The organism is Streptomyces sp. V4I8, from assembly GCF_041261225.1.
Lineage (GTDB): Bacteria > Actinomycetota > Actinomycetes > Streptomycetales > Streptomycetaceae > Streptomyces.
The window spans coordinates 2,096,645-2,121,934 of sequence record NZ_JBGCCN010000001.1 but is presented as its reverse complement, the minus strand read 5'-3'; the positions used below and the strand labels follow the sequence as shown (position 1 = coordinate 2,121,934).

Here is a 25,290-nt window from a genome sequence, read left to right as displayed (position 1 = left end):
ATGTCGAAGCTCGGCACCCTCGGCGCCCGACTGCACCGCGGCGAGGTCGGCTACGACTTCGTCGGCAACCGCAAGATCTGGTACGGCCTCTCGATCCTGATCACCATCATGGCCATCGTCGGCCTGGCGGTGCGCGGCCTGAACATGGGCATCGAGTTCCAGGGCGGCGCGGTCTTCAACACCCCGACGACCAGCGTCTCGGTCTCCCAGGCACAGGAGTACGCGGAAAAGGCCTCCGGCCACGACGCGATCGTCCAGAAGCTCGGCAGCGGCGACAAGGCCACGCTGCGCATCCAGGTCGCCGGCATCGACACCGACCAGGCCGACAAGGTCTCGGCGCAGCTGGCCAAGGACCTGGGCGTCGCGGAGAAGGACGTCACCGGCGAGCTGGTCGGCCCCAGCTGGGGTGAGCAGATCGCCAACAAGGCATGGCAGGGCCTGGGGATCTTCCTGGTCCTGGTGGTGATCTATCTGGCGATCGCGTTCGAGTGGCGCATGGCCGTCGCCGCGTTCGTCGCCCTGATCCACGACATCACCATCACGGTCGGCATCTACGCCCTCGTCGGCTTCGAGGTCACGCCGGGCACGGTGATCGGTCTGCTGACCATCCTCGGTTATTCGCTCTACGACACGGTCGTCGTCTTCGACAGCCTCAAGGAGCAGACGAAGGACATCACCAAGCAGACCCGCTGGACCTACAGCGACATCGCCAACCGGTCGATCAACAGCACCCTGGTCCGCTCCATCAACACCACGGTGGTCGCACTGCTGCCGGTGGCGGGCCTGCTGTTCATCGGTGGCGGCTTCCTCGGCGCCGGCATGCTCAACGACATCTCGCTGTCGCTGTTCGTCGGCCTCGCCGCCGGTGCGTACTCCTCGATCTTCATCGCCACCCCGCTCGTCGCCGACCTCAAGGAGCGCGAGCCGCAGATGAAGGCCCTGAAGAAGCGGGTGCTCGCCAAGCGGGCGCAGGGCGAGGCGCCGGACGCCCCGGCCACCGACGAGCCCTTCGGCGACGAGCTGGAGGACGCCGGCCCCGCGGTCGTCGGCCCCCGCAACCAGCCCGCGTCCCGCAACCGCGGCCGTGGCCGACCCTCGGGGAAGCGCCGATGACCGGCATCAAGGAGCTCCTGCTCAGCCGCATCCGTGATGTGGCGGACTACCCGGAGCCGGGCGTGATGTTCAAGGACATCACCCCGCTCCTGGCGGACCCGGCGGCGTTCACCGCGCTCACCGACGCGCTGGCCGAGATCGCCGGGAACACCGGCGCCACGAAGATCGTCGGCCTCGAGGCCCGCGGCTTCATCCTCGGCGCCCCGGTCGCCGTCCGCGCGGGCCTCGGCTTCATCCCCGTACGCAAGGCAGGCAAGCTCCCCGGGGCGACCCTCAGCCAGGCGTACGACCTGGAGTACGGCTCCGCGGAGATCGAGGTCCACGCCGAGGACCTCGCCGCGGGCGACCGCGTCCTCGTCATCGACGACGTACTGGCGACGGGCGGCACCGCGGAGGCCTCGATCGAGCTGATCCGCCGGGCGGGCGCGGACGTCGCAGGCTTCGCCGTCCTGATGGAACTCGGTTTCCTGGGCGGTCGAGCCCGCCTGGAACCGTCTCTGGCAGGAGCCCCTTTGGAAGCGCTGCTGGTGATCTGAGCGCGATACGAAACGGCCGTCCCAGTGCAGTTGGGGCGGCCGTTTCGCGTCTCCGAGGGGCGCGGGGCTGTAACGATTTGCGGCACCGCCGCGTGGGCGTGACCAGCCACATGGGCGCCGCAGCCGCCAAGGGCCCCAAGGCTCCCCAGCCCTCGCGCACGGCCTCGAGCACCCCCAGGACACCCCGGAGCCGCACTCCGGAATGCGGGCGGCAGCCCCTCGCGTTTCTCCGGTAGACGGCCCTCACATCGGCCTGAAGGCGATCCTGGGGCGCAGGATCGCTACCATGGGACCTCCGGAGCCTGATCGGGGGACCCGGATCGCGCACGAGGAGTCCTCTTGCCAGACGAGGCCCAGCACCTGACCGCCGCCAAGCCCGAGTCCGGCTCGGCGCCCGCGGCGAAGCCCGCGCCGAAGGCGCCGCAGGCGAAGAACGACTCGCGTGGGACGGTCGAGCACGCCCAGTCCGCGCCCGTCGACAAGCCGGCCGAGCAGACGCGACCCAAGCCTCTCCCGCCCGAGCGGCCCGTCAACACGCCCGCGGCCCGCCCGTCCGCCGGTCAGCCCGCCCGAAGCGGCTCCTCCAACCGCGTGCGGGCCCGCCTCGCCCGTCTCGGCGTCCAGCGCTCCAACCCGTACAACCCGGTGCTGGAGCCGCTGCTGCGGATAGTCCGCAGCAACGATCCGAAGATCGAGACCGCCACTCTCCGCCAGATCGAGAAGGCCTACCAGGTCGCCGAGCGCTGGCACCGCGGCCAGAAGCGCAAGAGCGGCGACCCGTACATCACGCACCCCCTCGCGGTGACCACGATCCTCGCCGAGCTGGGCATGGATCCGGCCACCCTGATGGCGGGTCTGCTGCACGACACAGTCGAGGACACCGAGTACGGTCTCGACCAGCTCCGCCGCGACTTCGGCGACTCCGTCGCCCTCCTCGTCGACGGCGTCACCAAGCTCGACAAGGTCAAGTTCGGCGAGGCCGCGCAGGCCGAGACCGTGCGCAAGATGGTCGTCGCCATGGCCAAGGACCCCCGCGTCCTGGTCATCAAGCTCGCCGACCGCCTGCACAACATGCGCACCATGCGCTACCTCAAGCGCGAGAAGCAGGAGAAGAAGGCGCGCGAGACCCTCGAGATCTACGCGCCCCTCGCCCACCGCCTCGGCATGAACACCATCAAGTGGGAGCTGGAGGACCTCGCCTTCGCGATCCTCTACCCCAAGATGTACGACGAGATCGTACGGCTGGTGGCCGAGCGGGCACCGAAGCGTGACGAGTATCTGGCCATAGTGACCGACGAGGTCCAGCAGGACCTGCGGGCCGCCCGCATCAAGGCGACCGTCACCGGCCGCCCGAAGCACTACTACAGCGTCTACCAGAAGATGATCGTCCGCGGTCGCGACTTCGCGGAGATCTACGACCTGGTGGGCATCCGCGTCCTCGTGGACACCGTCCGCGACTGTTACGCCGCCCTCGGCACCGTGCACGCGCGATGGAACCCGGTCCCCGGCCGGTTCAAGGACTACATCGCGATGCCCAAGTTCAACATGTACCAGTCGCTGCACACGACGGTCATCGGGCCCAACGGCAAGCCCGTCGAGCTCCAGATCCGCACCTTCGACATGCACCGCCGCGCCGAGTACGGCATCGCCGCGCACTGGAAGTACAAGCAGGAAGCCGTCGCCGGCGCCTCCAAGGTCCGCACCGACGCGCCCAAGTCGTCCGGCAAGGGCAAGGACGACCACCTCAACGACATGGCGTGGCTGCGCCAGTTGCTGGACTGGCAGAAGGAGACCGAGGACCCGGGCGAGTTCCTGGAGTCCCTGCGCTTCGACCTGTCCCGCAACGAGGTCTTCGTCTTCACCCCCAAGGGCGACGTCATAGCGCTCCCGGCCGGGGCGACCCCTGTCGACTTCGCGTACGCCGTGCACACCGAGGTCGGCCACCGCACCATAGGGGCGCGGGTCAACGGCAGGCTCGTACCGCTCGAATCCACCCTGGACAACGGCGACTTGGTGGAGGTCTTCACCTCCAAGGCGGCCGGCGCGGCCCCCTCCCGCGACTGGCTCGGCTTCGTGAAGTCGCCACGCGCCCGCAACAAGATCCGGGCGTGGTTCTCCAAGGAGCGCCGCGACGAGGCCATCGAGCAGGGCAAGGACGCCATCGTCCGCGCGATGCGCAAGCAGAACCTGCCGATCCAGCGCATCCTCACCGGCGACTCCCTGGTCACCCTCGCGCACGAGATGCGCTACGCCGACATCTCCGCGCTGTACGCGGCGATCGGCGAGGGGCATGTCTCCGCGCAGAACATCGTGCAGAAGCTCGTCCAGGCCCTCGGCGGCGAGGAAGCCGCCACGGAGGAGATCGACGAGTCGGTTCCGCCGGCCCGCGGTCGCAGCCGCAAGCGCCGCTCCAGCGCCGACCCGGGCGTCATCGTCAAGGGCGTAGAGGACGTGTGGGTCAAGCTGGCCCGCTGCTGTACGCCCGTACCGGGCGACCCGATCATAGGCTTCGTCACGCGCGGTAGCGGAGTATCGGTTCACCGCAGCGACTGTGTGAACGTGGAGTCACTGTCCCGCGAGCCCGAGCGCATCCTCGAGGTCGAGTGGGCGCCCACCCAGTCCTCGGTCTTCCTGGTCGCCATCCAGGTCGAGGCCCTGGACCGCTCCAGGCTCCTCTCCGACGTCACCCGCGTCCTGTCCGACCAGCACGTCAACATCCTCTCCGCGGCCGTCCAGACCTCCCGCGACCGCGTCGCCACCTCCCGCTTCACCTTCGAGATGGGCGACCCGAAGCACCTCGGTCACGTCCTGAAGGCGGTCAGGGGAGTGGAGGGCGTGTACGACGTGTACCGCGTGACGTCGGCGCGCAGCCGGGCGTAAGGCATACGAGAGAGGGGCTCCCGTACGTGATGTACGGGAGCCCCTCTCTCATGACCGCGTCCGTCAGCCGCCGAACTCCTGGAGGCCCTTCAGAGCCTGGTCCAGCAGCGCCTGACGCCCTTCCAGCTCACGCTCCAGCTTGTCGGCCTTGGCGTTGTTGCCCTGGGCGCGGGCCTGCTCGATCTGGCCCCTGAGCTTGTCCACGGCGGCCTGCAGCTGACCGGTCAGCCCAGCGGCACGCGCGCGTGCCTCCGGGTTGGTCCGGCGCCACTCGGTTTCCTCGGCCTCCTGGATGGCCCGCTCGACGGCGTGCATCCGGCCCTCGACCTTGGGGCGGGCGTCGCGCGGCACATGGCCGATGGCCTCCCAGCGCTCGTTGATCGAGCGGAAGGCGGCACGCGTGCCCTTCAGGTCGCCGATCGGCAAGAGCTTCTCGGCCTCCTCGGCCAGCTCCTCCTTCAGCTTCAGGTTCTCGGACTGCTCGGCGTCGCGCTCGGCGAAGACCGAGCTGCGGGCCGCGAAGAAGATGTCCTGGGCGCCGCGGAAGCGGTTCCACAGGTCGTCCTCGTGCTCGCGCTGGGCGCGGCCGGCCGCCTTCCACTCCGACATCAGCTCGCGGTAGCGGGCCGCCGTCGGACCCCAGTCGGTCGACCCGGACAGCGCCTCGGCCTCGGAGACCAGCCGCTCCTTGGTCTTACGGGCCTCCTCGCGCTGCGCGTCCAGTTGCGCGAAGTGCGCCTTGCGGCGCTTGGAGAACGCCGACCGGGCGTGTGAGAAGCGGTGCCACAGCTCGTCGTCCGACTTGCGGTCGAGCCGCGGCAGGCCCTTCCACGTGTCCACCAGGGCCCGCAGCCGCTCACCGGCGGCCCGCCACTGGTCGGACTGCGCCAGCTCCTCGGCCTCGGTGACCAGCGCCTCCTTGGCGTGGCGCGCCTCGTCCGACTGCTTCGCCCGCTGCTGCTTGCGCTCCTCGCGGCGCTTGTCGACCGTCTCGACCAGCTTGTCCAGCCGGGTCTTCAGGGCGTCCAGATCACCGACCGCGTGATGGGCGTCGACCTGCTCACGAATGTGGTCGATCGCGGTCTGGGCGTCCTTCGCCGACAGGTCGGTGGTCTTCACCCGCTTCTCGAGGAGGCCGATCTCGACAACCAGGCCTTCGTACTTGCGCTCGAAATAGGCCAGCGCCTCTTCAGGAGTGCCTGCCTGCCAAGAGCCGACAACCTGCTCGCCGTCGGCCGTACGCACGTACACGGTCCCCGTCTCGTCGACGCGGCCCCACGGGTCGCTGCTCACAGCGCCTCCTCCACATGATGCCTGCGTGGGGCTTGTGTTCCCCCGGGCATCGTCCACAGTTTCGTCACGGCCAACATAGGCGACCGGCGGGTTGCCTGTCCGCATCCCGCGCGACCGAAATTTCGCAGTTGGCGGTCAGGATTTGGTGACCGTCGCCTTGTTGATGACCACCGTCGCATTCGGCGCCCCGTCGCCCTGGCCGGTGCTCTCGCCGGCGTCGGCAATCTTCTTGAGAACCTTCATGCCGGATTCGGAAACGGTACCGAACGGTGTGTAGCTCGGCGGAAGCTGACTGTCCTGGTAGACGAGGAAGAACTGGCTGCCGCCGGAGTTCTTCTGCCCGGTGTTCGCCATCGCGATGGTGCCCGCCGGGTAGATGTTGTTCTTGAGGCTCTTGTCCTTCAGGTTCTCGTCCGGGATGTTGTACCCGGGCCCGCCCGTTCCGGTGCCCGTCGGGTCGCCGCACTGCAGCACGTAGATGTTGTTGGTGGTGAGCCGGTGGCACTTGGAGTGGTCGAAGTAGCCCTTGCCGGCGAGGAAGTCGAACGAGTTCACGGTGTGCGGCGCGGCCGACGCCTTCAGCGCGATGTCTATGTCGCCGCAGGTCGTCGCGAGCTTCATCGTGTACTTCGCCGACTTGTCGATGGTCAGCGCCGGCTCCTTCTTCCAGGTCGCCGTCTCGACCTTGCCCTCGGCGGGCTTCTCACACGGGTCCGGGGCCTTGCTGGTCGCGCTGGGCGTGACCTCCGCGCCCGCGTTCTCCTTGCTGTCGTCGTCCCCCTTGAGGACTCCGGTCGTGTACAGCGCGAGGCTGCCGATCACGACGACGCCGAGCACCGACGCGATCACCGAGTTGCGCATGCGCGCCTTGCGCCGGGCGGACGTGCGCCGCTGCTGCTGCCGCAAGAACTTCTCCCGGGCGAGCTGACGCCGCCGCTGTTCCTGGCTGACCACCGGGTTCTCTCCTCATGCGTCGTGTGTGGCGACCGGTACGCGTGCGTGGTGTGAGCCGACCGCCCGCGTGTGCCCCGTACCGTATATGGGTTCGCTGAGGAATCGGCAGCGCCGGTAGGCTCTGACCACAGGCGGAGCCCGCCGACAAACCACTCGTGTCGACACAAACGAAGGACGATCGTGCTCATTGCCGGGTTCCCCGCCGGGGCCTGGGGGACGAACTGTTATCTCGTCGCCCCCGCCGCCGGTGAGGAGTGCGTGATCATCGACCCGGGCCACGAAGCGGCCCCCGGAGTCGAGGAAGCACTGAAGAAGCATCGGCTCAAGCCCGTCGCCGTCGTCCTCACCCACGGCCACCTCGACCACGTGGCCTCGGTCGTCCCGGTGTGCGGCGCGCACGACGTGCCGGCCTGGATCCACCCCGAGGACCGGTACATGATGAGCGACCCCGAGAAGGCGCTCGGCCGCTCCATCGGCATGCAGCTGATGGGCGAGCTGACCATCGGGGAACCGGACGACGTCAAGGAGCTGACCGACGGCGCCAGGCTGGAGCTGGCGGGGATGGAGCTCTCCGTCGCGCACGCACCCGGCCATACCAAGGGGTCGGTGACTTTCGGCCTGCCCGAGTCGGCGGACATCCCTCCGATTTTTTTCTCGGGCGACCTGCTGTTCGCCGGCTCCATCGGACGCACCGACCTGCCCGGCGGTGACATGGCCGAGATCCTCGACTCGCTGGCCCGCGTGTGCCTGCCGCTCGACGACTCGACCGTGGTGCTGTCCGGCCACGGCCCCCAGACGACCATCGGCCAGGAGCGCGCCACCAACCCCTATCTGCGGCAGGTGGCCGCCGGCCCGGGAGCGCATGTCGACGCTCCCCGACGAGGAATGTGACGAGACCTTCCGTGAGCACCTTCAAGGCCCCCAAGGGCACGTACGACCTGATCCCGCCGGACTCCGCCAAGTTCCTGGCCGTCCGTGAGGCGATCGCGGCTCCCCTGCGCAACTCCGGCTACGGCTACATCGAGACGCCCGGCTTCGAGAGCGTCGAGCTGTTCGCGCGCGGCGTCGGCGAGTCCACCGACATCGTGACCAAGGAGATGTACGCCTTCGAGACCAAGGGCGGCGACCAGCTCGCCCTGCGCCCCGAGGGCACGGCCTCGGTCCTGCGCGCGGCCCTGGAGGCCAACCTGCACAAGGCGGGCAACCTCCCGGTCAAGCTCTGGTACTCGGGCTCCTACTACCGCTACGAGCGCCCCCAGAAGGGCCGCTACAGGCACTTCTCCCAGGTGGGCGCCGAGGCGATCGGCGCCGAGGACCCGGCCCTGGACGCCGAGTTGATCATCCTGGCCGACCAGGCGTACCGCTCGCTGGGCCTCAGCAACTTCCGCATCCTGCTGAACAGCCTGGGCGACAAGGAATGCCGCCCGGTGTACCGAGCGGCGCTCCAGGACTTCCTGCGCGGCCTGGACCTCGACGAGGACACCCTTCGCCGCTCGGAGATCAACCCGCTGCGCGTCCTCGACGACAAGCGCGAGTCGGTGCAGAAGCAGCTCGGGGACGCCCCGCTCCTGCGCGACTACCTCTGCGACGGCTGCAAGGCGTACCACGAGGAGGTCCGCGAGCTGATCACCGCGGCCGGTGTCTCCTTCGAGGACGACCCGAAGCTGGTGCGCGGCCTGGACTACTACACGCGTACGACCTTCGAGTTCGTCCACGACGGTCTGGGCTCCCAGTCCGCGGTGGGCGGCGGTGGCCGTTACGACGGGCTGTCCGAGATGATCGGCGGCCCCGCGCTGCCGTCCGTCGGCTGGGCGCTCGGCGTCGACCGCACGGTGCTCGCCCTGGAGGCGGAGGGCGTGGAGCTCGAACTCCCCGCGTCCACCAGCGTGTTCGCCGTCCCGCTCGGCGAGGAGGCCCGCCGGGTCCTGTTCGCCAAGGTCACCGAGCTGCGCAAGAACGGCATCGCGGCGGACTTCTCCTACGGCGCCAAGGGCCTCAAGGGCGCCATGAAGAACGCCAACCGCAGCGGCGCCCGCTACACGATCGTGGCCGGCGAACGCGACCTCGCCGAGGGCGTCGTCCAGCTCAAGGACATGGAGTCCGGTGAGCAGGCGGCCGTCGGCGTCAACGAGATCGTGGCGGAGCTGGAAGCCCGACTGGGCTGATTTCCGGAGCGCCGATTTCCGGAGCGCTGAATTCCGGAGGGCGGGGGCCGGTTGGTCCCCGCCCTTCGCTGTCCCGTCGGTGTCCTGAACCGAGTGCCTTGACACAGTCGCGCGCTTTTCCTTATCTCCGGTGAACGGCGGGCACGCGCGTGTGTACGGCACAATGTGCCGTGTCCGGGGAAGGTCCAACTCTCAAGTGACGGAATCGGCGTGATGAGCAAGACGACAGTCAGAGACGTCTCCACCGAGCCCGAGCCGGAGCGTGCCGAAGCACCGCCGCAAGTGCTGGGCGGCAGCCGTGCGTTCGCCCTGCTGCTGGTCATCACCGGCGCGGCCGGGGTGCTCGCCGCGTGGGTCATCACGATCGACAAGTTCAAGATCCTCGAGGCCAAGATCGCGGGGACGACCTTCACACCCGGCTGCAGCCTCAACCCGATCGTCTCCTGCGGCAGCGTCATGCAGAGCAAGCAGGCCTCCGTCTTCGGGTTCCCCAACCCGATGCTCGGCCTGGTTTGTTACGGCATCGTCATCTGCGTCGGCATGACCCTGCTGGCCCGCGCCCGCTTCCCGCGCTGGTACTGGCTGACCTTCAACTTCGGCACCCTCTTCGGCGTCGCCTTCTGCACCTGGCTGATGTACCAGTCGCTCTACAACATCGGCGCGCTCTGCCTGTGGTGCTCGCTGGCCTGGGTGGCCACGCTCACCATGTTCTGGTACGTGACCTCCTTCAACATCCGCAACGGCTTCCTGCCCGCCCCGCGCCCGCTGAAGAACTTCCTCGCCGAGTTCACCTGGGTGCTCCCGGTCACACACTGCGGCGTCATCGCCATGCTGATCCTGACCCGCTGGGGCAGCCAGCTCTGGGCCGCCTGATCCGCTCGGAGCTCGATGTCAGTGCGGTGATTTAGGGTTTTGAGCGTGGAGCCCGACCTGTTCACCGCCGCAGCAGAAGAACGCCAGGAGAAGGACCCCGCGGGGAGTCCCCTGGCGGTGCGCATGCGCCCGCGCACCCTGGACGAGGTCGTGGGCCAGCGGCACCTGCTGAAGCCGGGCTCGCCCCTGCGCAGGCTCGTCGGCGAGTCCGGCGGCGGCCCCGCCGGACCGTCCTCGGTGATCCTCTGGGGCCCACCGGGCACCGGCAAGACCACCCTGGCGTACGTCGTCTCCAAGGCCACCGACAAGCGCTTCGTCGAGCTGTCCGCCATCACCGCCGGGGTGAAGGAGGTCCGCGCGGTCATCGACGGCGCCCGCCGCGCCACCGGTGGCTTCGGCAAGGAGACCGTCCTCTTCCTCGACGAGATCCACCGCTTCAGCAAGGCCCAGCAGGACTCCCTCCTCCCGGCCGTGGAGAACCGCTGGGTGACCCTGATCGCGGCGACCACCGAGAACCCGTACTTCTCGATCATCTCCCCGCTGCTTTCCCGCTCCCTCCTCCTCACCCTCGAACCCCTCACCGACGACGACATCAGGGGCCTGCTGCGGCGGGCGCTGAGCGACGAGCGCGGTCTGAAGGACGCCGTCGGCCTCCCCGAGGACACCGAGGAGCACCTGCTGCGGATCGCCGGCGGCGACGCCCGCCGCGCCCTGACCGCCCTGGAGGCCGCGGCCGGGGCCGCCCTGGACCAGGACGAGACCGAGATCAGCCTCCAGACGCTGGAGCAGACCGTCGACCGGGCGGCGGTGAAGTACGACCGCGACGGCGACCAGCACTACGACGTGGCCAGCGCCCTCATCAAGTCCATCAGGGGCTCCGACGTCGACGCCGCCCTGCACTACCTGGCCCGGATGATCGAGGCCGGCGAGGACCCCCGCTTCATCGCCCGCCGCCTGATGATCTCCGCCAGCGAGGACATCGGCCTCGCCGACCCGAACGCCCTGCCGATCGCGGTCGCCGCCGCCCAGGCCGTCGCCATGATCGGCTTCCCCGAGGCCGCCCTCACCCTCAGCCACGCAACCATCGCCCTCGCCCTCGCCCCCAAGTCCAACGCCGCGACGACCGCCATCGGCGCCGCGCTGGAGGACGTACGCAAGGGACAGGCCGGACCCGTGCCGCCGCATCTGCGGGACGGGCACTACAAGGGCGCCGCCAAGCTCGGGCACGCGCAGGGGTACGTGTATCCGCACGACCTGGCCGAGGGCATCGCCGAGCAGCAGTACGCCCCGGACGCCCTCAAGGACCGCGAGTACTACACCCCGACCCGGCACGGCGCCGAGGCGCGGTACGCGGACGCCGTCGAGTGGACCAGGAAGCACCTCGGTCGGAAGCGGTCCTGAGCACCCTGTAGAATTCGTCGAAGTGCTGTGTCCCGTGCAGTCAGAACGGGACGGTCAGCCGGAGACCCGGTCTTCGGACCGGACTCCAGGAGCGTCGCGCACCGTTCGATTGGTGTCGCGGGCAGCCCACCACCACTCGCCGCATGGCGGGACCGGTCGGTGGGCCACTCGCGTGCTGCACGTATGTGCCCAGACCAGGGGAGCGGCTGCCCACCAGGCCCGGCAACGGACCCGGAGGGTTTCCCCGGCTGCGGATGCGACCTCCCACAACCCTGACAAGCCGAACACTGAGAAATGAGAGATTGTGGCGAACCAGTCCCGCCCCAAGGTCAAGAAGTCGCGTGCCCTCGGTATCGCGCTGACCCCGAAGGCCGTCAAGTACTTCGAGGCCCGTCCCTACCCGCCGGGTGAGCACGGCCGGGGCCGCAAGCAGAACTCGGACTACAAGGTCCGTCTGCTGGAGAAGCAGCGTCTGCGTGCGCAGTACGACGTGTCCGAGCGCCAGCTCGTCCGCGCCTACGAGCGTGCCTCCAAGGTTCAGGGCAAGACCGGTGAGGCCCTGATCATCGAGCTCGAGCGTCGTCTCGACGCCCTGGTTCTGCGTTCGGGCATCGCCCGCACCATCTACCAGGCCCGTCAGATGGTCGTTCACGGCCACATCGAGGTCAACGGCGGCAAGGTCGACAAGCCGTCGTTCCGCGTCCGTCCCGACGACGTCGTGATGGTCCGCGAGCGCAGCCGCGAGAAGACCCTCTTCTCCATCGCCCGTGAGGGTGGCTTCGCCCCCGAGGGTGAGACCCCGCGCTACCTCCAGGTGAACCTCAAGGCCCTGGCGTTCCGCCTGGACCGTGAGCCGAACCGCAAGGAGATCCCGGTGATCTGCGACGAGCAGCTCGTCGTCGAGTACTACGCCCGTTGATCTTTCGACGGTCGTAGGACTTCCGCGCCTGAAGCCCGTCGTCTCCCCTCCCTTCCGGGTGGGCGAGGCGGCGGGTTTTCGCTTGGCGTCGCTCCTTGCGACGCGGCTCCCGCGCGGGTGGCAATCCGGTGTGGAGCGGCATCCCCGGCGCGATAGGCTCGGTGCACGACTTTCTCGATGTAGACCGATGTAGAGGCACGTTTCAGGGAGCGGGTGCACACAGTGTCCGGTGGAGAGGTGGCCGGGATCCTGGTGGCCGTCTTCTGGGCGATTCTGGTCTCCTTCCTCGCCGTCGCGCTGGCGAGGCTGGCCCAGACGCTCAGGGCGACCACCAAGCTGGTGGCGGATGTGACCGACCAGGCCGTCCCGCTCCTGGCAGAAGCCTCCTCGGCGGTGCGCTCCGCGCAGACCCAGATCGACCGGGTCGACGCGATCGCCTCCGATGTCCAGGAGGTCACGTCGAACGCCTCCGCACTGTCCACCACCGTCGCCTCCACGTTCGGCGGCCCCCTGGTCAAGGTCGCGGCCTTCGGCTACGGCGTACGCCGTGCCCTCGGCGGCCGCAACGACGACGAACCCGCCAAGGCCCCCCGGCGCACCGTGATCGTGGGCCGCACGGTTCCGGCCTCGCGACGGGGCAAGCGAAACCTCCGCGGAAAGAGGGACTGAGACCCAGTATGTTCCGCCGTACCTTCTGGTTCAGCACGGGCGTCGCCGCCGGTGTGTGGGCCACCACCAAGGTCAACCGGAAGCTGAAGCAGCTGACCCCCGAGAGCCTCGCCGCGACCGCGACGAACAAGGCGATCGAGGCAGGTCACCGGCTCAAGGACCGCGCGGTGGGCTTCGCCCTCGACGTCCGCGACAACATGGCCCAGCGGGAGGCCGAGCTCGAAGAGGCCCTGGGCATCCAGGATTCCCCCGAACTTCCCGCAGCCCGGCGGTACACCGCCATCGAGAACCGCAACAAGCCGAAGACGTACGTCATCGACAACACGACGTACACGGACAACCGGAATGAGGACCACTGATGGAGTCGGCCGAGATTCGCCGCCGCTGGCTGAGCTTCTTCGAGGAGCGCGGGCACACCGTCGTCCCTTCGGCGTCGCTCATCGCGGACGACCCGACTCTGCTCCTCGTCCCGGCCGGCATGGTGCCCTTCAAGCCCTACTTCCTGGGTGAGGTCAAGCCGCCCTTCGACCGCGCCACCAGCGTCCAGAAGTGCGTCCGCACGCCGGACATCGAAGAGGTCGGCAAGACCACCCGGCACGGCACGTTCTTCCAGATGTGCGGCAACTTCTCCTTCGGTGACTACTTCAAGGAAGGCGCCATCAAGTACGCCTGGGAGCTGCTCACCAGCCCTCAGGACAAGGGTGGTTACGGCCTGGAGCCGGAGAAGCTCTGGATCACCGTCTACAAGGACGACGACGAGGCCGAGCGCATCTGGCACGAGGTCGTCGGCGTGCCGAAGGAGCGCATCCAGCGCCTCGGCATGAAGGACAACTACTGGTCCATGGGCGTCCCCGGACCCTGCGGCCCCTGCTCCGAGATCAACTACGACCGCGGCCCCGAGTTCGGCGTCGAGGGCGGCCCCGCCGTCAACGACGAGCGGTACGTGGAGATCTGGAACCTCGTCTTCATGCAGTACGAGCGCGGCGAGGGCGTCGGCAAGGACAACTTCGAGATCCTCGGCGAGCTCCCGAGCAAGAACATCGACACCGGCCTCGGCCTGGAGCGCCTCGCCATGATTCTGCAGGGCGTGCAGAACATGTACGAGATCGACACCTCCATGGCCGTCATCAGGAAGGCCACCGCCCTGACGGGTGTCGCGTACGGCGACGCCCACGCCTCGGACGTGTCCCTCCGCGTGGTCACCGACCACATGCGTACGGCCACGATGCTCATCGGCGACGGCGTGACGCCCGGCAACGAGGGCCGTGGTTACGTGCTGCGCCGCATCATGCGCCGCGCCATCCGCAACATGCGTCTGCTCGGCGCCACCGGTCCGGTCGTCAAGGACCTGATCGACGTCGTCATCGGCATGATGGGCCAGCAGTACCCCGAGCTCGTCACCGACCGCGAGCGCATCGAGAAGGTCGCCCTCGCCGAGGAGAACGCCTTCCTCAAGACGCTGAAGGCCGGCACCAACATCCTCGACACGGCCGTCACCGACACCAAGGCCGCGGGCTCCACCGTCCTGGCCGGCGACAAGGCCTTCCTGCTCCACGACACCTGGGGCTTCCCGATCGACCTCACCCTGGAGATGGCCGCCGAGCAGGGGCTTTCCGTGGACGAGGACGGGTTCCGCCGCCTGATGAAGGAGCAGCGGGAGCGCGCCAAGGCCGACGCCCAGGCCAAGAAGACCGGTCACGCCGGCGCCGGCGCCTACCGGGAGATCGCCGACAAGGTCGGCGAGACCGAGTTCATCGGCTACGGCGACACCGAGGGCGAGTCCACCATCGTCGGCATCCTCGTCGAGGGCGCCTCCTCTCCGGCCGCGACCGAGGGCGACGAGGTCGAGATCGTCCTCGACCGCACCCCGTTCTATGCCGAGGGCGGCGGCCAGATCGGTGACACCGGCCGCATCAAGGTCGACACCGGTGCCGTCATCGAGATCCGCGACTGCCAGAAGCCGGTGCCGGGCGTCTACGTCCACAAGGGCGTCGTGCAGGTCGGCGAGGTGACGGTCGGTGCCAAGGCCCACGCCTCCATCGACTCGCTCCGCCGCAGGGCCATCGCCCGCGCCCACTCGGCCACGCACCTCACCCACCAGGCCCTGCGCGACGCCCTCGGCCCGACGGCCGCGCAGGCCGGTTCCGAGAACCAGCCCGGCCGCTTCCGCTTCGACTTCGGTTCGCCGTCGGCCGTTCCGACGGCCGTGATGACCGACGTCGAGCAGAAGATCAACGAGGTCCTCGCCCGCGACCTCGACGTGCGCGCCGAGGTCATGGGCATCGACGAGGCCAAGAAGCAGGGCGCCATCGCCGAGTTCGGCGAGAAGTACGGCGAGCGCGTCCGCGTCGTGACCATCGGCGACTTCTCCAAGGAGCTGTGCGGCGGCACGCACGTGCACAACACCGCCCAGCTCGGCCTGGTGAAGCTGCTCGGCGAGTCGTCCATCGGTTCCGGTGTGCGCCGTATCGAGGCCCTCGTCGGCGTCGACGCCTACAACTTCCTCGCCCGTGAGCACACGGTCGTCGCCCAGCTCCAGGAGCTGATCAAGGGCCGTCCGGAGGAGCTCCCGGAGAAGGTCTCCGCCATGCTCGGCAAGCTGAAGGACGCCGAGAAGGAGATCGAGAAGTTCCGCGCCGAGAAGGTGCTCCAGGCAGCGGCCGGTCTCGCCGAGTCCGCCAAGGACGTACGCGGTATCGCCGTCGTCACCGGCCAGGTCCCGGACGGCACCACGGCTGACGACCTGCGCAAGCTGGTGCTCGACGTACGCGGCCGTATCCAGGGCGGACGCGCGGCCGTGGTCGCCCTCTTCGCGGTCAGCAACGGCAAGCCGCTCACGGTCATCGCCACCAACGAGGCCGCCCGCGAGCGTGGCCTCAAGGCCGGTGACCTGGTCCGTACGGCTGCCAAGACCCTCGGCGGCGGCGGTGGCGGCAAGCCGGACGTGGCCCAGGGCGGCGGCCAGAACCCGGCCGCCGTCGGCGACGCCGTCGACGCCGTCGAGCGGCTCGTGGCGGACACGGCCAAGTGAGCGCCGAAGCAGCGGCGAGTGGCGACGGCCCGGGCATGCGCCGCGGTCGTCGCCTCGCCATCGACGTGGGGGACGCCCGCATCGGCGTCGCCTCGTGCGACCCGGACGGGATCCTCGCCACCCCGGTGGAGACGGTCCCGGGCCGGGACATCCCGGCAGCTCACCGCCGCCTCAGGCAACTCGTCGACGAGTACGAGCCGATCGAGGTCGTCGTCGGTCTCCCCCGCTCCCTCAAGGGAGGCGAGGGCCCGGCCGCGGTCAAGGTCAGGGGCTTCACCCAGGAACTGGCACGCATGATCGCGCCCGTACCGGTCAGGCTCGTGGATGAGCGGATGACGACCGTGACGGCCAGTCAGGGACTGCGCGCCTCGGGGGTGAAGTCGAAGAAGGGCCGGTCGGTGATCGACCAGGCGGCCGCTGTGATCATCCTGCAGCAGGCGCTTGAATCCGAACGGGTGTCAGGTAAAGCACCCGGAGAGAGCGTCGAAGTGGTTATCTGATCGCGATACGGTAACGTTCCGCGCGATGCGCCGGTGTTCGAACAGCCGACGCACAAAGAGAGGCGGGACGGGAACCGGATCTTCAGCAGCCGCGTGACCGCCGCCTCGCGGCTCTAGGGGATCGATGACTGAGTATGGCCGGGGCCCAGGCTCCGAACCGTGGCATCCCGAGGACCCGTTGTTCGGGGACGGCGGATGGGAAGGGCAGCAGGCCCACGCGGGTCAGCAGGCTGCCTACGGCGGCCAGCCGCAGCACTATCCGGAGCAGCCGCAGCAGCCGCAGCACTACGGCGACTGGGGCAACGGCCAGCAGGCCGCATACGGTCAGGCGCAGCAGTACCAGCAGGAAGGTCAGCACTACCCGGAGCAGGGCCAGCAGTACCCGCAGCAGTACGAACAGGAGCAGTACGCCGGCCAGGGACAGCAGCCGTACGACAACAACGGCTGGGCCAACGGCCCGCACGGGCACGCCCAGTACCCCGACCCTTCGGACCCGTACGGGCAGCAGCCCGCGGCGTACGGCGGTGAGCAGCCCGACTACTACGGCACCCCCGAGGCGTACCCGCCGCCCGCGCCGCCGAGCCGGCGGCAGGCCGAACCGGAGCCGCCCCAGACCGACTGGGACCCCGGACCTGACCAGGGCGAACACGCCTTCTTCGCCGGGGGCGACACCGAGGACGAAGACGACTCCGACGACGAGTCGGGAGGCGGCCGCGGCCGCGGTGACCGCCGGGGCCGGGGCGGAAAGCCCAAGAAGCGACGCAGCGGGATGGCCTGTCTGGTGATCGTGCTGATCTTCGGCGGAAGCGTCGCCGGGGTCGGATATTTCGGATACCAGTTTTACCAGGATCGTTTCGCCGACGCACCGGACTTCGCGGGTGACGGTACGAGCGAGACGGTGACCGTCGAGATTCCCAAGGGCGCCTTCGGATCCGAGATCGGTCAGCGGCTGAAGGCGGCCGGTGTCGTGAAGAGCGTCGACGCTTTCGTCGCCGCTCAGCAGCAGAACGCCGACGGGGACAAGATCCAGGCGGGCGCCTACCTGCTGAAGAAGCAGATGTCCGCCGCCAGCGCCGTCGAGATGATGCTCAGCCCCGAAAGCCAGAACAACGTCCTGGTCAGGCCCGGCGAGCGCAACAAGGCTGTCTACAAGGCGATCGACGAAAAGCTCGAATTGTCGTCCGGCAGCACCGAGAAGGCCGCCGAGGACAAATACAAGAGCCTCGGACTTCCGAGCTGGGCGAACAGCAACAGCGAGATCAAGGATCCGCTGGAGGGCTTCCTCTACCCGGGCACCTATCCTGCTGCCAAGGGCATGAAGCCCGAGGTGGTCCTCAAGGAAATGGTCACCCGGGCCGCGGACAAGTACGACGAGCTGAACCTGGAGGCCAAGGCCAAGGCCCTCAAGCTGGACAACCCGTTGCAGGTCATCACGGTCGCCAGCCTCGTCCAGGCCGAGGGCAAGACCGACGACGACTACCGCAAGATGGCCGAGGTGGTCTACAACCGCCTCGACCTCGCGAATCCCGAGACCTACGGCGCTCTGCAGTTCGACTCAACCTTCAATTACCTGAAGGGTCAGAGCAACATCGACATCAGCGAGTCGGAGATCAAGAGCAACCAGGACCCGTACAACACGTACACGCAGAAGGGTCTGCCGCCCGGTCCGATCGACAACCCGGGCGAGGGTGCGCTGAAGGGAACGCTGAATCCCACGAACCAGGGTTGGTACTACTTCGTGGCGACCGACGGCGTGAACAAGACGGAATTCGCTAAGACTCACGACGATTTCTTGAAGCTCAAGGACAAGTTCAATGAGAGCAGGGGCAACTGACGCCCGCCGGGCGGCTGTCCTAGGTTCGCCCATCGCCCACTCCCTCTCCCCGGTGCTGCACCGCGCCGCCTACGAGGAACTCGGGCTCACGGACTGGTCGTACGACCGGTTCGAGATCGACGAGGCCGCTCTTCCCGGGTTCCTCGCGGAACTCGGGCCGGAGTGGGCCGGCTTGTCGTTGACCATGCCGCTCAAGCGGGCCGTCATCCCGCTGCTCGACGGGATCAGCGAGACGGCGGCGTCCGTCGAGGCGGTCAACACCGTCGTCCTCACCGAGGACGGCCGCCGCGTCGGCGACAACACCGACATCCCCGGGATGGTCGCCGCGCTGCGGGAGCGCGGCATCGAACAGGTCGACTCGGCGGCCATCCTCGGCGCGGGCGCCACGGCGTCCTCCGCGCTGGCCGCGCTCGCGCGCGTCTGCACCGGCGAGGTCGTGGCGTACGTACGCAGCGAGGCCCGCGCGGCCGAGATGCGGCAGTGGGGCGAGCGCCTCGACGTCGAGATCCGTACGGCGGACTGGGCCGAGGCGGAGCAGGCTCTGCGCGCCCCGCTGGTGATCGCGACCACCCCGGCCGGTACGACCGACGCGCTCGCCGCGTCCGTACCGGAGCGCCCCGCCACCCTCTTCGACGTGCTCTACGACCCCTGGCCGACCGCCCTCGCGGCCCGCTGGTCCATGTACGGCGGAGCCGTCGTCAGCGGCCTCGACCTGCTGGTGCACCAGGCGGTGTTGCAGGTGGAGCAGATGACCGGCCGTGCCCCGGCGCCCGTCGAGGCCATGCGAAAAGCGGGGGAGCGCGCTCTCGCGGCCCGCTAGGATCCGCTGGGTTCCGCAGGGGGCGGAGAGCAACGAGGGGGAGTACCAGACGTGTCCACAGGTGTGCCGCTGGCGTCCGGTAAGGGCGAGATATTCGAGATCGTCCTGCAGTTCATGCCGGACTGGGTGCAGATTTCCGTGCTGGTCCTCATCGTGCTGCTCGTCGTCGGGTCGTGGGTCTTCAAGCTGAAGCGCAAGATCGACCGTCGGCGCGCGGCGCGCGGGGGACAGGCCGTCCACACGGCGGCGCAGCACGGGCAGAGGCGGGGCGCCGACTATCTGGGGCCGTACGCTCCCCAGCAGGCCGCGGCCGCACCGCAGCCGGCGCAGCAGCCGAGTGGCGCCGATTTCCTCGGCGCGTACGCCCCGCAACAGCGCCAGGGCAACGGCTCCGCGTGATCCCCTCCGGGGCCCGGCTCCGCCGTTCCGCCGTCCGCTTGGTGGACCGGCGACCGGGGACCGGGCCCGGACGTGGGAGGATCGAAGGTGGCGGGCCGGGGCCGCGCACCTGGTCGCGCCGTCGACGTACGCGAGGACGCGCGTACGCAGGGCAGTACCAGGGCGCGAGCACTGAGGAGCATCGTTGAGCAGGTTGCGCTGGCTGACCGCGGGGGAGTCCCACGGTCCCGCACTCGTGGCGACGCTGGAGGGTCTTCCGGCCGGCGTGCCGATCACCACGGAGATGGTGGCGGACCACCTGGCCCGGCGCCGGCTCGGTTATGGACGCGGTGCGCGCATGAAGTTCGAGCGCGACGAGGTCACCTTCCTCGGCGGCGTCCGGCACGGCCTCACCCTCGGTTCCCCGGTCGCGGTCATGGTGGGCAACACCGAGTGGCCGAAGTGGGAACAGGTCATGGCGGCCGACCCGATCGACCCCGAGATCCTCGCGGGCCTGGCCCGCAACGCCCCGCTGACCCGCCCGCGCCCCGGCCACGCCGACCTCGCGGGCATGCAGAAGTACGGCTTCGACGAGGCCCGGCCGATCCTGGAGCGTGCCTCCGCCCGGGAGACGGCGGCCCGCGTGGCGCTGGGCGCGGTGGCCCGGTCGTACCTGAAGGAGACGGCCGGCATCGAGATCGTCAGCCACGTGGTGGAGCTGGCCTCCGCGAAGGCCCCGCAGGGTGTGTACCCGACGCCGGCCGATGTCGAGAAGCTGGACGCGGACCCCGTGCGCTGCCTGGACGCCGACGCGTCCAAGGCGATGGTCGCCGAGATCGACCAGGCCCACAAGGACGGCGACACCCTCGGTGGCGTGGTCGAGATCCTCGCGTACGACGTGCCGGTGGGCCTCGGCTCGCACGTGCACTGGGACCGCAAGCTCGACGCCCGTCTGGCGGGCGCGCTCATGGGCATCCAGGCGATCAAGGGCGTCGAGATCGGCGACGGCTTCGAGCTGGCGCGCGTGCCCGGCTCCAAGGCGCACGACGAGATCGTGAACACGCCCGAGGGCATCCGCCGCGTCTCCGGCCGGTCCGGTGGCACCGAGGGCGGCCTCACCACCGGTGAGCTGCTGCGGGTCCGCGCCGCGATGAAGCCGATCGCGACCGTGCCGCGCGCCCTGCAGACGGTGGACGTCACCACCGGCGAGGCGGCGCAGGCGCACCACCAGCGCTCCGACGTGTCCGCGGTCCCGGCCGCCGGCATCGTCGCCGAGGCCATGGTGGCCCTCGTCCTCGCGGACGCGGTGGCGGAGAAGTTCGGTGGCGACTCGGTGACCGAGACCCGCCGCAACGTGCGCTCGTACCTCGACAACCTGGCCATCCGGTGAGCGCAACACCCGTGGTCGTCCTGGTCGGTCCGATGGGCGTGGGCAAGTCGACCGTCGGACAGCTGCTGGCCGACCGGCTCGGCGTGGTCTACCGGGACACCGACGACGACATCGTCGCCGAACAGGGCCGCTCGATCGCCGAGATCTTCGTCGACGAGGGCGAGCCCGCCTTCCGGGCGATCGAGAAGCGGGCGGTGCACCGGGCGCTCGCCGAGCACGACGGGGTCCTGGCCCTCGGCGGCGGCGCCATCCTCGACGCGGACACGCGTGCGCTGCTCGCCGGGCAGCGGGTGGCGTACCTGTCGATGGACGTCGAGGAGGCGGTCAAGCGTACCGGCCTCAACGCCGCCCGTCCGCTCCTCGCGGTCAACCCGCGCAAGCAGTGGCGCGAGCTGATGGAGGCCCGCCGTCATCTGTACGAGGGGGTGGCCACGGCGGTCGTGGCCACCGACGGCCGTACCCCCGAAGAAGTGACCCAAGCCGCCCTGGACGCACTGGAGTTGAAAGAAGCATGAGTGAGGCAGTGACGCGGATCCAGGTCGGCGGCACCGCGGGCAGCGAGCCCTACGAGGTCCTGGTGGGCCGTCAACTCCTGGGCGAGCTCGGCGGATTGATCGGTGACAAGGCCCAGCGGGTCGCCGTCGTCCACCCCGAGGCACTGGCCGAGACCGGCGAGGCGCTGCGGGGTGACCTCGCCGAGCAGGGCTACGAGGCCGTCGCCATCCAGGTGCCCAACGCCGAGGAGGCCAAGACCGCCGAGGTCGCCGCCTACTGCTGGAAGGCGCTCGGGCAGTCCGGCTTCACCCGCACCGACGTCGTCGTCGGCGTCGGCGGCGGCGCGACCACCGACCTCGCCGGGTTCGTCGCCGCGACCTGGCTGCGCGGGGTGCGCTGGATCGCCGTCCCCACCACCGTGCTCGCCATGGTCGACGCGGCCGTCGGCGGCAAGACCGGCATCAACACCGCCGAGGGCAAGAACCTCGTCGGCGCCTTCCACCCGCCGGCCGGTGTGCTCTGCGACCTGGCCGCGCTGGACTCCCTCCCGGTCAACGACTACGTCTCCGGGCTCGCCGAGATCATCAAGGCCGGCTTCATCGCCGACCCCGCGATCCTGGAGCTCATTGAGTCCGACCCCGAGGCCGCCCGCACCCCGGCGGGCCCGCACACCGCCGAGCTGATCGAGCGCTCCATCCGGGTCAAGGCCGAGGTCGTCTCCTCGGACCTGAAGGAGTCCGGCCTGCGGGAGATCCTCAACTACGGCCACACCCTCGGCCACGCCATCGAGAAGAACGAGCGCTACAAGTGGCGGCACGGCGCCGCCGTCTCCGTCGGCATGCACTTCGCCGCCGAACTCGGCCGTCTCGCCGGGCGGTTGGACGACGCGACGGCCGACCGCCACCGCACGATCCTGGAATCCGTGGGCCTGCCGCTGCACTACCGCTACGACCAGTGGCCCAAGCTGCTGGAGACCATGAAGGTCGACAAGAAGTCCCGCGGCAACCTGCTGCGCTTCATCGTGCTGGACGGCCTGGCCAAGCCGACCGTCCTGGAGGGCCCCGACCCGGCCGTCCTGCTCGCCGCGTACGGCGAAGTCGGCCAGTAAGTCCCCGGAAGCGCGCTTCCGTCCGATTCGCCTGTGGCGATGGGCACTTCGGACCGCCCCCGGCCGTTCACCAAACGGCGGCCGGGGGCGGTACCGTTCGGTAGCGGGCGGGGCTCACACCCCGCTGCCAGCGCCAATGGCCATGGAAGACGAGATGGAGTGGCACCGGATGCAGCACGCAGTGGGTTCTCCGCTGCCGCCGCCCCACCAGTCGGGGCACGGCTGGACGCCGGCCGCACAACACTCGGGTCCGCATCACCCGGGCACGCACCAGGGACCCGCCCCCCACCAGGGATCAGCTCCAGTGCCCCCGCCGCCCCCGGCACCGGGCTTCACATCCCCCGGAACGGTCCCACCCGCGCCCCAGCAGTCCCACGTCGCGCCCACACCCGAGACCACGGGCCACGTACCGCTGCCGCCCGGCGGCCCCGTCGGCATGCCGAGCGCCCCGCCCGCCACTTCGGCACCCGATCCGACGGCCACGACCCTGGCGGTCCTGCTCATCGGTCCGGCGGGGGCCGGCAAGACGAGCGTCGCCAAGTACTGGGCGGACCACCGCCGGGTCCCCACGGCCCACATCAGCCTCGACGACGTCCGCGAATGGGTCCGCTCGGGCTTCGCCGACCCCCAGTCCGGGTGGAACGACAACTCCGAGGCCCAGTACCGCCTTGCCCGCCGCACCTGCGGCTTCGCCGCCCGCAACTTCCTGGCCAACGGGATCTCGTGCATCCTCGACGACGCGGTCTTCCCCGACCGCCCGGTGGTCGGCCTCGGCGGCTGGAAGCGCCACGTGGGCCCCGGCCTCCTCCCGGTCGTCCTGCTCCCCGGCCTGGAGATCGTCCTGGAGCGCAACGCCGAACGCTCGGGCAACCGCCGTCTCACCGACGAGGAGGTCGCCCGCATCCACGGCCGCATGGCGGGCTGGTACGGCTCCGGCCTCCCGATCATCGACAACTCCCAACTCGACGTCCCACAGACCGCCCAGGTCCTGAACGACGTACTGACCCGCTCCATCGCAAGCCCCCCGAACTGGTAGCCGACGGGAGTGGATGCGGCTTCGCCGCGTGGCGGCGACCAGCCCCTGAGCTGGTAGCCGACGTGAGTGGACGCCCTCAAGGGGCGCGGGGAACTGCGCGAGCAACCCCCACTCACCCGCAGACCGCATGCAACCTCGCGCGGCACCCGGAACCGCCCCTCACGCACCTGCAGACGGCATGCAACCTTGCGTGGCACCCCGACTCGCCCCTCACGCACCTGCAGACGGCATGCAACCTTGCGTGGCACCCCGACTCACCCCTCACGCACCTGCAGACGGCACGCAACCTTGCGTGGCACCCCGACTCGCCCCTCACGCACCTGCAGACGGCACGCAACCTTGCGTGGCACCCCGACTCGCCCCTCACGCACCTGCAGACGGCACGCAACCTTGCGTGGCACCCCGAGCCGCCCCCCCCACGCACCTGCAGACGGCACGCAACCTCGCGCGGCACCCCGACCCGCCCCCCACGCACCTGCAGACGGCACGCAACCTCGCGCGGCACCCCGACCCGCCCCCCACGCACCTGCAGACGGCACGCAACCTCGCGCGGCACCCCGAGCCGCCCCCCCCACGCACCTGCAGACGGCACGCAACCTCGCGCGGCACCCCGACCCGCCCCCCACCCACCCGCAGACCGCACACACCCGCAAGCCGCACCCCCGCCCCCGACCGGCACCCCACCAACCCGCACAATCCAGACACCGCCCACTCAGCCGCCCTCAACCGGCGCCAACCGAGCGGAGCTCTTACGCTCGGGTCATGTCAGAGGTGTACGCCACCCGCCGATCCCGGCTGAGGGACCGCTGCCAAGCCAGCGGCAGCGCCACCGCGCTGATCTCCCGCCCCGCCAACGTCCGCTACCTCGCGGGCGCCGCCCCACAGGGCTCCGTGCTGCTCCTCGGCAAGACCGAAGACCTGCTCGTGTGCGCCGGCCCGCCCGACGACCGCCCCGCCGAGGGCCGTCCCGACGAGGCACTGCGGATCCACGCCCTCCCCGGCCCCGGAGGCGACCCCGCCGTCGCCGCGGCCGACCTCGCCGCAGGCCAGGGCGGGGTCTCCCTCGCCGTGGAGGAACACCACCTGACCGTGGCCCGCCACCGAGCCATCCGCTCGGTCGTCCCACGCCTGCGCCTCGCCGACCTCGGCGGCGCGGTCGAGCAGCTCCGGGTGGTCAAGGACGAGGAGGAGATCTCCTGCCTCAGGATCGGCGCGGAGATCGCCGACCAGGCACTCGGGGAACTCCTGGAATCCATCCTCGTCGGCCGCACCGAACGCCACCTCGCCCTCGAACTCGAACGACGCCTGGTCGATCACGGCGCCGACGGCCCCGCCTTCCCCACCTCCGTCGCCACCGGCCCGAACGCCGGCCGCCGTGCCCATCGCCCGACCGACCGCAGGGTGGAGGAGGGAGACTTCCTCTCCGTCTGCCTCGGGGCCACCTACCGCGGCTACCGGTGCGAGATCGGCCGTACCTTCGTCATCGGTACGTCCCCCGCCGACTGGCAGATCGAGCTGTACGACCTCGTATTCGCCGCTCAGCGCGCCGGACGGGAGTCGCTGGCACCGGGCGCCGCCTACCGTGATGTTGACCGCGCGGCACGTCAGGTGCTGGACTCGGCAGGGTACGCGCAAGGGCTTCCGGCGCTGACGGGGCACGGTGTGGGACTCGAAATCGACGAGGACCCGCAGTTGGCTCCCGCGGCCATGGGTAAACTGGACGCTTGCGTGCCGGTCACCGTCGAACCGGGGGTCCACCTCCCCGGCCGGGGCGGCGTCCGGATCGATGACACGCTCGTCGTACGCCCCGAGGCGGACGGCGGACCCGAGCTACTCACCATCACGACCAAGGAGCTGCTCGCGCTGTAGGAGTGCGTGCCCCGGGGTCGTCCACG

The 25,290-nt window shown here is 69.8% G+C and carries 22 protein-coding genes; 20 read left to right on the top strand and 2 right to left on the bottom strand.

The window, feature by feature from the left end; genetic code table 11:
* From secF to relA, 3 genes are all read left to right on the top strand, one after another.
* Nucleotides 1-1,113: a protein translocase subunit SecF gene (gene secF, locus ABIE67_RS09575; RefSeq protein ID WP_370255862.1), complete on the top strand. Its 1,113-nt coding sequence runs from the start codon at nt 1-3 to the stop codon at nt 1,111-1,113.
* Nucleotides 1,110-1,649, top strand: coding sequence for an adenine phosphoribosyltransferase (locus tag ABIE67_RS09570; protein ID WP_370255861.1), 540 nt, complete (start codon nt 1,110-1,112; stop codon nt 1,647-1,649). The genes secF and ABIE67_RS09570 overlap by 4 nt, the downstream gene beginning before the upstream one ends.
* Nucleotides 1,650-1,988: 339 nt before the next feature.
* Nucleotides 1,989-4,529 (top strand): GTP pyrophosphokinase, encoded by a 2,541-nt coding sequence (gene relA / locus ABIE67_RS09565; RefSeq protein WP_370255860.1) that lies wholly within the window; start codon nt 1,989-1,991, stop codon nt 4,527-4,529.
* A gap of 63 nt (nt 4,530-4,592) precedes the next feature.
* Here relA and ABIE67_RS09560 read toward each other — a convergent pair whose 3' ends face one another.
* Nucleotides 4,593-5,822 (bottom strand): DUF349 domain-containing protein, encoded by a 1,230-nt coding sequence (locus tag ABIE67_RS09560; protein WP_370255859.1) that lies wholly within the window; start codon nt 5,820-5,822, stop codon nt 4,593-4,595.
* A 135-nt stretch (nt 5,823-5,957) separates the two neighbouring features.
* Nucleotides 5,958-6,776, bottom strand: coding sequence for a peptidylprolyl isomerase (locus ABIE67_RS09555; RefSeq protein WP_370255858.1), 819 nt, complete (start codon nt 6,774-6,776; stop codon nt 5,958-5,960).
* Between the two features lie 180 nt (nt 6,777-6,956).
* Here ABIE67_RS09555 and ABIE67_RS09550 point away from each other — a divergent pair, with 180 nt between their 5' ends.
* From ABIE67_RS09550 to ABIE67_RS09470, 17 genes are all read left to right on the top strand, one after another.
* Nucleotides 6,957-7,667 (top strand): MBL fold metallo-hydrolase, encoded by a 711-nt coding sequence (locus ABIE67_RS09550; RefSeq protein ID WP_370255857.1) that lies wholly within the window; start codon nt 6,957-6,959, stop codon nt 7,665-7,667.
* Nucleotides 7,668-7,678: 11 nt separating this feature from the next.
* Nucleotides 7,679-8,941 carry a histidine--tRNA ligase gene (gene hisS / locus ABIE67_RS09545; RefSeq protein WP_370255856.1) on the top strand — a complete coding sequence of 421 codons (1,263 nt, stop codon included), beginning with the start codon at nt 7,679-7,681 and terminating at the stop codon, nt 8,939-8,941.
* Between the two features lie 213 nt (nt 8,942-9,154).
* A complete protein-coding gene (locus ABIE67_RS09540) occupies nt 9,155-9,814 on the top strand; it encodes a vitamin K epoxide reductase family protein (protein WP_370255855.1) in 660 nt (219 codons plus the stop codon).
* Between the two features lie 45 nt (nt 9,815-9,859).
* Nucleotides 9,860-11,215, top strand: a complete 1,356-nt coding sequence (locus ABIE67_RS09535) for a replication-associated recombination protein A (protein WP_370255854.1) — start codon at nt 9,860-9,862, stop codon at nt 11,213-11,215.
* A 304-nt stretch (nt 11,216-11,519) separates the two neighbouring features.
* Entirely contained in the window at nt 11,520-12,134 is a 615-nt protein-coding gene (rpsD, locus tag ABIE67_RS09530) for a 30S ribosomal protein S4 (protein ID WP_030053239.1), read from the top strand.
* A gap of 213 nt (nt 12,135-12,347) precedes the next feature.
* The gene (locus tag ABIE67_RS09525; RefSeq protein ID WP_370255853.1) at nt 12,348-12,803 is read left to right on the top strand and encodes a DUF948 domain-containing protein; all 456 of its coding nucleotides are present in this window, start codon (nt 12,348-12,350) and stop codon (nt 12,801-12,803) included.
* Nucleotides 12,804-12,811: 8 nt separating this feature from the next.
* Nucleotides 12,812-13,162 (top strand): hypothetical protein, encoded by a 351-nt coding sequence (locus ABIE67_RS09520; protein WP_370255852.1) that lies wholly within the window; start codon nt 12,812-12,814, stop codon nt 13,160-13,162.
* Nucleotides 13,162-15,834 carry an alanine--tRNA ligase gene (alaS, locus tag ABIE67_RS09515; RefSeq protein WP_370255851.1) on the top strand — a complete coding sequence of 891 codons (2,673 nt, stop codon included), beginning with the start codon at nt 13,162-13,164 and terminating at the stop codon, nt 15,832-15,834. Before ABIE67_RS09520 ends, alaS begins: the two co-directional genes overlap by 1 nt.
* 35 nt (nt 15,835-15,869) lie before the next feature.
* On the top strand, nt 15,870-16,334 hold the full coding sequence (ruvX, locus tag ABIE67_RS09510) for a Holliday junction resolvase RuvX (protein WP_370268390.1): 465 nt from the start codon (nt 15,870-15,872) through the stop codon (nt 16,332-16,334).
* Between the two features lie 124 nt (nt 16,335-16,458).
* A complete protein-coding gene (mltG, locus tag ABIE67_RS09505) occupies nt 16,459-18,168 on the top strand; it encodes an endolytic transglycosylase MltG (RefSeq protein WP_370255850.1) in 1,710 nt (569 codons plus the stop codon).
* A complete protein-coding gene (locus ABIE67_RS09500; RefSeq protein ID WP_370255849.1) occupies nt 18,149-18,988 on the top strand; it encodes a shikimate dehydrogenase in 840 nt (279 codons plus the stop codon). The genes mltG and ABIE67_RS09500 overlap by 20 nt, the downstream gene beginning before the upstream one ends.
* Before the next feature lie 51 nt (nt 18,989-19,039).
* Nucleotides 19,040-19,387 (top strand): hypothetical protein, encoded by a 348-nt coding sequence (locus ABIE67_RS09495; protein ID WP_370255848.1) that lies wholly within the window; start codon nt 19,040-19,042, stop codon nt 19,385-19,387.
* Nucleotides 19,388-19,571: 184 nt separating this feature from the next.
* On the top strand, nt 19,572-20,756 hold the full coding sequence (gene aroC, locus ABIE67_RS09490; RefSeq protein WP_370255847.1) for a chorismate synthase: 1,185 nt from the start codon (nt 19,572-19,574) through the stop codon (nt 20,754-20,756).
* A gap of 32 nt (nt 20,757-20,788) precedes the next feature.
* Complete coding sequence (locus tag ABIE67_RS09485) at nt 20,789-21,271, top strand: shikimate kinase (protein WP_370268386.1); 483 nt, start codon at nt 20,789-20,791, stop codon at nt 21,269-21,271.
* The gene (gene aroB, locus ABIE67_RS09480; RefSeq protein WP_370255846.1) at nt 21,268-22,359 is read left to right on the top strand and encodes a 3-dehydroquinate synthase; all 1,092 of its coding nucleotides are present in this window, start codon (nt 21,268-21,270) and stop codon (nt 22,357-22,359) included. Before ABIE67_RS09485 ends, aroB begins: the two co-directional genes overlap by 4 nt.
* 169 nt (nt 22,360-22,528) lie before the next feature.
* Nucleotides 22,529-23,395, top strand: coding sequence for a Pro-rich N-terminal domain-containing protein (locus tag ABIE67_RS09475; RefSeq protein WP_370255845.1), 867 nt, complete (start codon nt 22,529-22,531; stop codon nt 23,393-23,395).
* 762 nt (nt 23,396-24,157) lie between these two features.
* Nucleotides 24,158-25,264 carry an aminopeptidase P family protein gene (locus tag ABIE67_RS09470; protein ID WP_370255844.1) on the top strand — a complete coding sequence of 369 codons (1,107 nt, stop codon included), beginning with the start codon at nt 24,158-24,160 and terminating at the stop codon, nt 25,262-25,264.
* Nucleotides 25,265-25,290 lie beyond the last annotated feature (26 nt).